This window comes from Taibaiella chishuiensis, from assembly GCF_003014535.1.
GTDB lineage: Bacteria > Bacteroidota > Bacteroidia > Chitinophagales > Chitinophagaceae > Taibaiella > Taibaiella chishuiensis.
The window spans coordinates 1,617,430-1,624,974 of the sequence record NZ_PYGD01000001.1 but is presented as its reverse complement, the minus strand read 5'-3'; the positions used below and the strand labels follow the sequence as shown (position 1 = coordinate 1,624,974).

Genomic DNA, 7,545 nt, shown 5'->3' with positions numbered 1-7,545 from the left:
TGCAATTGCATACCTGCAAACGTATGCTATAGATCTAAATAGTGACGTACCCTGTAGATGCCAGGCTGGCCTGTAAGATAATAGTTCGCTGAACTATGTACGTATTCTTCCGGTGAGACGCATAAACGCCATTTCCCGCGACAAGGATTTGCATGTATATATTCTAGCTTCTGCTTGAGGAATCGAGTAGTATAGCACTGCTTAATATCGAATGACGGTTCGAAAACTTCATGCAGTTTCCCTTTTTTCCGATCATAAGTATTGACGCCATCTGCGAGGTATTGCAATACCACGATTTCTTTGCGTAGTTTAAGCAGTTTTACCAGATCATACGCCAGAAAACGTTTTAACGTTCCTATTCTTGAATTAATGGAGTTCACTTGCCCGGTAAAGCTGACGAGTACATGAACGTGATTGGGCATAGTTACATAACCCACTATAGCATGCTGCTCTGATCGTAATACATCAAACTGTTTATACACCAGGCCATAACCATCTGTTATAGTAAACAAAGGCAACCAACTGTAGCAAGTAAAGGTGATAAAGAAAATACCAGCGGTAGTCTCCAGCTCTCTTCTGATCGTCATTTTATCCAATAAAGGTTAAGCAATCCCCTCCACAGCATACTTATCGTTCTCATAGCATCTCACAACTACTCCAGTAGATAGCATCGCGAATAGGTTGTAAACACAATAGTACGCATCATCTACCTTCCGGCTTATTTACAAACATTTGTTTACCGATAAATAATTCTTTCCTCATTCCTCGCAACATACTTCAAGGGCATACTCCAACCACAACAAATGATCGACTTCCCCGCGACGTCTCTCATAGAGGGCGTTGCGCATGGGAGCTATAGCAGCTCTACAGGTATTCACCTATCTCGCAGCGTCCCTTTACCAGGAGACACTGCGACGACAGCAGTACACAACCGACTTCCCCGCGACGTCTCTCATAGAGGACGTTGCGCACGGGAGTTATAGCCGCGCTACAGGATCCACCTTTCTCGCAGCGTCCCTTGCAGGAGACGCTGCGACGACAGCAGTACACAACCGACTTCCCCGCGACGTCTCTCATAGAGGGCGTTGCGCACGGGAGTTATAGCCGCGCTACAGGATCCACCTTTCTCGCAGCGTCCCTTCCAGGGGACACTGCGACGACAGCAGTACACAATCGACTTCCCCGCGACGTCTCTCGTAGAGGACGTTGCGCACGGGAGTTATAGCCGCGCTACAGGATCCACCTTTCTCGCAGCGTCCCTTACCAGGGGACACTGCGACGACAGCAGTACACAATCGACTTCCCCGCGACGTCTCTCGTAGAGGACGTTGCGCACGGGAGTTATAGCCGCGCTACAGGATCCACCTTTCTCGCAGCGTCCCTTACCAGGGGACACTGCGACGACAGCAGTACACAATCGACTTCCCCGCGACGTCTCTCGTAGAGGACGTTGCGCACGGGAGTTATAGCCGCGCTACAGGTGTCCACCGATCTCGCAGCGTACCTTACCAGGAGACACTGCGACGACAGCAGTACACAACCGACTTCCCCGCGACGTCTCTCATAGAGGGCGTTGCGCAGGGGAGCTATAGCCGCGCTACAGGTATCCACCCATCTCGCAGTCTCCCTTACCAGGAGACACCGCGACGACAGCAAAAAGCAGGCGTTGTCACGAATACATAAAAAAAATCTTTAAAATTATGTTTTCCACTCATTTACATTAACTTAAAAGCATATACACTGCCTCATCTTAGCATACTTGTTACTAGGCTCCGTAAAGACACAACAAAAAACCCTCGCAAAACGAGGGTCTTATAACTATCTTCAGTATTGATACAGGATCATTTGCCGATACAAAAACGGCCAAATATCGTCCCTAATATATCGCGATCGACCTCTACCGTGCCTGTAATGAGCGAGAGGTAATAGAGGCATCGCCTGATGTCTAAAGCCAGGAGATCGCCGCTGATATTAGCGGTCATGCCGGCATGGATATCGTCGAGGCATTCGGCCACTTTAAGTAAAGCAGCATGGTGGCGGGCATTGGTTACAATGGTGTTTTCGGTATTGACCTGGCCTTCGCTTACGGTGTCGAACAAATGGGTACGGATGGCTTCGATATCGGTCTTTTGTTTGGCAGATACGAAGAGCAATTGCTCCCATAAGGCAGGGTAACGCTGCTGTGCCGCACCGGGTTCGAGCAGGTCGGCCTTATTGGCGACCAGCAGGTATTTGAGCCCCTCGGCTTCGAACTGTTGCTGCTGCTGCAATACAGCGGCTTCATCTTCCGACTGGGCATCGAACAGGTAGAGTACGATATCGGCCTGGCGCATCTTTTCGAGGCTACGTCCCACCCCGATCTGCTCGATGGCATCGCTGGTGTTTTCGCGGATGCCGGCGGTATCGATAAGACGGAACAAAAGACCGTTGATGTTGAGTATTTCTTCAATCGTATCGCGGGTGGTACCGGCGATATCGCTTACGATGGCCCGCTCTTCGTTGAGCAAAGCATTAAGCAATGTAGACTTGCCGGCATTAGGCTTACCGATAATGGCCACGCTCACGCCATTCTTGATCACATTACCCAGGCGGAAGGAATGGATGAGCTGGTGGGTAGCATTGCTCAGCTCGTTGATCAGTCCATAGAGCTTATCGCGGTCGGCAAAGGCCACGTCTTCCTCGGCAAAGTCGAGCTCGAGCTCGATGAGGGCGGCAAACTCGATAAGCTGGGCACGTAGCTGTTTGAGATCGTTGGAGAAGCCGCCGCGCAATTGTTTGAGGGCAGTTTGCTGTGCCGCGGCCGAGTCGGCGGCGATGAGGTCGGCCACGGCTTCGGCCTGGGCAAGGTCCATTTTACCATTTAAAAAAGCACGCTGGGTATACTCGCCGGGCAGGGCCAGGCGGGCGCCGGCTGTGGTGCAGGCCTCCATAATACGTTGCAGGATATAGGGCGAACCATGCCCACTGATCTCGATCACATCCTCGCCGGTATAACTCCGCGGACCGCGGTAAAGCGATACCACCACCTCGTCGATGGTATGGCCCGCGGTATCGACGATCTTACCGAAATGCAGGGTATGTGTAGCCTGCTTTTCGAGCTTTTTGCCTTTGAAAATACGGTCGGTTATGGCAATGGCATCGGGCCCGCTGAGGCGGATAACACCAATGGCTCCTACGCCGGGCGCAGTGGCTATGGCGGCAATGGTCTGGTCCTGGGTAAACATGGGACAAAGATAGGCTAAGGAAACGGGATAAAACGGGCCGATAAGTACCGGTTATACCCCTATACGGGGGATATTGCAATGATTAGACAGGACTTAAAATGCAGCTATACAATTTAACCATTTATTATTTATAGCTTTGTTTGCCCATACCGGGAATCTGCTTTAACTTTCCCGGTTCAAATCTGCCATTACTACATGCCATCCATACTTATAGCCGATAGCGGCTCTTCCAAAACAGACTGGTGCCTGATCGAAAAAGGTAAAAAGACCCGCCACTTTAATACCGGCGGCCTCAACCCTTTTATCCGTACGGAAAAAGATTGTTTCGAACTGCTCGAAAAGGACCTGAAGATCAAACCGGCCAAAGAAAATATCGAGCGGATCGTGTTTTACGGTTCAGGTGTGAAGGACAAGAAAAAAGCGGCGTTTATCGAAAAAATCCTGAAGAAACACTTTGGCGTTAAAGATGTGGAAGCACATTCGGATATGCTGGGCGCGGCCAGGGCTACCTGCAGCCACGAAAAAGGCCTGGCCTGCATCCTGGGTACAGGCAGCAACTCGGCTTATTACAACGGTAAAAAAATCATGTCTCAAAATCCATCGCTGGGTTATATTATCGGCGACGAAGGCAGCGGTACCTACCTCGGCAAAAAGGTATTGCAGTATTTTTTCTACAATACGTTTGACGAAGACCTGAAAGCGGCCTTCCGCAATAAATACGGCGACGACCTCTCTGAAATCCTGCAAAAGGTATACCAGGAGCCGATCGCCAACAGTTACCTGGCTTCGTTTACGGAGTTCCTGATCGAACAGCGCGGCCACTTTATGGTAGAAAATATTATCGAAGATGCCTTCCTGGATTTTTACCAGCGCCACATTCTTAAATACCGCGAAAGCTGGAAATACCCCATCCACTTTGTCGGTTCGGTGGCTTACGAGTTCCGCGATGTGATCCACTCGCTGCACGACCAGTATGGACTGGAGACCGGGGTGATCCTGAAAAGCCCCAAAGACGGGCTGCTCCGCTTCCATACGGATGAATTGTAATTGCAACTGAAAGTATTTTTATAGCAAAAGGTGAACACCATTCTTACGGGTGTTCACCTTTTTTGTTTGTGGACTGCGCTCTTGCCTGGGATCTTACCGCTACCGGCAAGACCCTTCGCTGCGCTCAGGAGGACAACCGCCATCTGACCGCTAATACCTGGCACCTGATATCCGACAGTAGTAAAAAAGGCGCTTCCCTTGCGGGAAGCGCCTGGTTGGTGTTTGGTAAGATTAATACTAATTGGTGATGACCAGTTTCGCAGTGTACAGTTTCCGCGAATGGATGCGGATAATGTAGGTACCTGCAGGCAGATCGTGGTGCAGGAGCGAGAACTTGTTATCGTTGATGTTTTTGGTCTGGTAGATGAGCTGGCCGCTGATGTCGACGATATCGATCTGGTCGATCGGGTATGGCGACTCGATCACGCTGCGGTTACCGGCCCTGGTCGGGTTAGGATATACGCTTACGGTGTTTTCGCCTTTATCGTTGAGGTGCAGCTGTACTACCTGCGACAGGGTCTGGCTACCATCGGAGGTGAGCAGGCGCAGGCGGTAGAAGTTGTCGCCCGGCACAGCCTTGTCGTACAGGTAGGAATAGTTACCCCTCAGTTCGTGCTTCATACCGGTTTCGTAGATGTCGGTATAGTTCTTGGCATCGGTGCTGTGCTGCAGGATATAACGTTCGCCCGGCTCTTCGCCCGCCATCTTCCAGTTAAGCAGGTGTGCCATGCCTTCTGTTTTACCGGCAAAGTCGATCAGGTGCAGCGGCAGCGGGTTGTTGACCATCTGGAAATAAACCCTGTTGGACACTTCATCATAAGAGTCGTTGGTAAACATTACGATAAAGTAATTGCCCACCTGCTGTGGCATAGAAGAATCGGGGATGTTGCGGCCGCCGGAAGGATGACCGTCGATATAGGTATAACTTACAAAGTTGTCGTAGTTGGCGGTATCGGCATAGATACCCAGCCAGTCTTTAGGATTACCCGGACCATCTACCCAGGTAGCAGAGATGTACTCGCCCAGGTTATAGGTGGTTTTGTTGGTCGTAAGGGTGGTAATGGTATCGCCTACGGAGAAGAAGGTACGCGGACCTGCTTCGAAGTACTGATCGCGCAGCATATAGGTGGCGAAGTAATAACCTTTCTGCAGACCGGTTACGTTATAGGTACCATTGGTAGCCGTGATATACGTCCACTTAACGGATGCAGGACCACCGGGTGTCATACCGATCTTATACACGCCGATCCAGTCGTTGGTCTTGACCGGGCAGTTGCTGTATTGAATCGGTACAGTCTGACCTACGTTGTAGTTTGGCGCAGAGGTAGTCAATACCGGCGAAGGACCGTAGTAGAACGGTACGCGGGTTGCGATCTCGGTATAACCGCCATCGCCGAAGTAGGCAACGAAATACTCGTCGGCAGTAGTCAGGTTGAAGTTGAGGGTACCATTAGGGCCACCGGTATTCTGCCATGTTACAGAAGGGCTCGAAGAGCTTGGTGTCTGGCCTTTACGGTAGATGCCGATCCAGGCGGCAGCGTTGGTAGAACCGTTGGTAAAGGTTACCCGCACCGGATTGCCGGGCAGTATACGGTTGGTATCGACCTTTACGGATGGGTTAAAGAATACGCTGTTGTATACTTTGAACGAATCGGTATCGGACCATGGCGACCAGGACATATTACGGTCGCGGTACCGCACACGGGCATAATGCCAGCCATTGGTAACCGCACCGGTACCCAGGGTATAAGCGCTGATGTTCAGCCCAAGGTTCTGATCTTTGGTCGTATCCGGATTAGCACCCGGTACAGCGCCAAACAGGTCCTGGTAGTGCCTGTAGCCTGTTTTCTCGGGCACGGCAAAGTTACGGTCGGCAGCAACCTGGAACTCGGATGAGTTGAGCAGTTCGCCGGCAGTAGACTGGAATGCAGAAGCGGTAAGGGTTAAAGGCAGTTGCAGGGAATCGGCATAGGTATTGGTGATCTCGGGTTTGGTTGGCAGCGCCAGGTTTTTGTACCGGTGGAAGGAATCGATCACAACGTTGTCCTTATGCTGGTAAATACTACCGATAGAATACGTCGTCACATCCATTTTGTCGTTAACCATATCCACATCGACCAGCTGGTAAGCCCACTGGGAGATGGTTTTCTGTACATCGTCGAAGTTTTGCTCGGTAGCCATGCCCCAGTACTGATCCCAGGCGGTACCACCGGAGATGATATTGTAACCCGGCACGTCTTTCATTTGTCCGCGGGCATACAGGTGATGGTGTGCGCCCACATGCATAAAGAACTTAGGCGATTGCATAACATAAGGAACCACGGTATTGCGGATCCAGGGCGAGATATCGCCAACATACTGCTCCGCCTGGTACGGCCTGTGACCGATGGTAATGATCCATTTTACGGTAGGATCCGCGGTGGCGCTGTCTACTACCCGCTTCACCCAGTTGAACTGGGTATTGGTGGTACCGGCACTCTCGGTATAGGTATAAACGATTACCACGTTACCGGCCTGGAAGGCATAGTAGTCTTCGGTTCCGGAGTAGATGCCCTTATAGCTCATGCTGTCCAGTACGAAGTGTTTGTAATAGGCCGACAACTGCAGGGTACCATAAGTTTCGTGGTTACCGATAGCCGTCTGGATCGGCAGTACATTAGAGAGGTACCTCGATTTTTTAAGGTGTACGTTATCGTAGTGATCCAGGGTACCTACGTCCACCTGGTCGCCCAGGTTAAGGATAAAGGACACGGAATCGTTGAAGTTAGGACCGTACAGCTGCTGCATTTTTCGGCGTGCCGATACCATCAGCGAATCGTAACGCGGCTGTGCCTTGATCTGGTTGTCGCCCAGGATCAGGAAACGCATGCGGCCGCTTGCATTGGGCGCTGTGCCTGCGGTAGGTAAAGTGCGGAAAGAACTGATGGTACTGGAATCGCTGCCGCTTACTACGCGGTAATAATACTTGGTAGCGGGCTGCAGGTTGCGCAGTTTTACAGTATGATAAAAATAGTTGCCGACATAACCCGAACCCGGATCGTCGATAGCCTCTGTAGTACCGTTAATGGTATTGTTGAGACTGGTTTCGGTAAGACCGTACCGTACCACGGGGGTGGCGGTAGCCGCGGTCTTCCAGTTTACGGCGATGGAGTTGGCGGTGATCGCCTGCAGGTAGGGATCAATGCTTTGTCCTTTGGCCTTGAGTGCAAGCAATAGGATGCCGCACACCAGAAGTGTGTGTATTTTTTTGTTCATAAAAAGGTGGAATAATTGT

Annotated in this window: 4 protein-coding genes; 1 reads left to right on the top strand and 3 read right to left on the bottom strand. The window is 51.0% G+C overall.

The genetic code is table 11. The features are described 5' to 3' along the window. Nucleotides 1-26: 26 nt before the first annotated feature. Both B0I18_RS06845 and mnmE read right to left on the bottom strand, forming a co-directional pair. Nucleotides 27-587, bottom strand: coding sequence for a hypothetical protein (locus tag B0I18_RS06845; protein WP_106521883.1), 561 nt, complete (start codon nucleotides 585-587; stop codon nucleotides 27-29). A gap of 1,254 nt (nucleotides 588-1,841) precedes the next feature. Beyond that, nucleotides 1,842-3,224, bottom strand: a complete 1,383-nt coding sequence (gene mnmE, locus B0I18_RS06840) for a tRNA uridine-5-carboxymethylaminomethyl(34) synthesis GTPase MnmE (RefSeq protein ID WP_106521882.1) — start codon at nucleotides 3,222-3,224, stop codon at nucleotides 1,842-1,844. Nucleotides 3,225-3,419: 195 nt separating this feature from the next. On the opposite strand from mnmE, the gene B0I18_RS06835 reads away from it, so the two are divergent. Continuing rightward, nucleotides 3,420-4,271 carry an N-acetylglucosamine kinase gene (locus B0I18_RS06835; RefSeq protein WP_106521881.1) on the top strand — a complete coding sequence of 284 codons (852 nt, stop codon included), beginning with the start codon at nucleotides 3,420-3,422 and terminating at the stop codon, nucleotides 4,269-4,271. 237 nt (nucleotides 4,272-4,508) lie between these two features. Here B0I18_RS06835 and B0I18_RS06825 read toward each other — a convergent pair whose 3' ends face one another. Then, the gene (locus tag B0I18_RS06825; protein WP_106521879.1) at nucleotides 4,509-7,526 is read right to left on the bottom strand and encodes a fibronectin type III domain-containing protein; all 3,018 of its coding nucleotides are present in this window, start codon (nucleotides 7,524-7,526) and stop codon (nucleotides 4,509-4,511) included. Between the last annotated feature and the right edge of the window lie 19 nt (nucleotides 7,527-7,545).